Here is a 433-nt window from a genome sequence, read left to right on the forward strand (position 1 = left end):
TTGGCGGTATCTAGTTTTACGGCTACGACGATTATGACGTAATGCTCTCCGTGAATCTAAACTGGATTTGATAGCCAAACCACGGTGAACAATTTCAACGCCAAAGATAACTTTATCTCCTTGGACTAACGCTATTCCTGTTGTTTTAGAACCGGGGTCAATTTTTAATTGTATTGGTTCAGTTGCTACATTGGTTGCTTCCTTTTTCAAGATGATAGTAAACGGATATTTTCTAAAAATTGCCGCTTTATTGGTTTTTAGCAACTTTCTTGCTACCGAGGGGTGACAAGGATTTAGCGGCTGTTTGTTAGTATCGATTACTAATACATAATTTGGCATTTCTGCCTCTCCGTAAACGGGTAATGTTAGCTTCGACTCTCTTGGTCAGCATTCCCTAGGTGAGGAAACCTCACCGGGGTCTGACCGCAATGTT

The 433-nt window shown here is 41.1% G+C and carries 1 protein-coding gene; it reads right to left on the reverse strand.

All coding sequences use genetic code 11. The features are described from left to right. On the reverse strand, window positions 1-339 hold a 339-nt coding region (locus tag JUI58_RS01290), incomplete at its 3' end, for an RRXRR domain-containing protein (RefSeq protein ID WP_204101932.1). Between the last annotated feature and the right edge of the window lie 94 nt (window positions 340-433).

Source organism: Spirulina sp. CCY15215 (assembly GCF_016888125.1).
GTDB lineage: Bacteria > Cyanobacteriota > Cyanobacteriia > Cyanobacteriales > Spirulinaceae > CCY15215.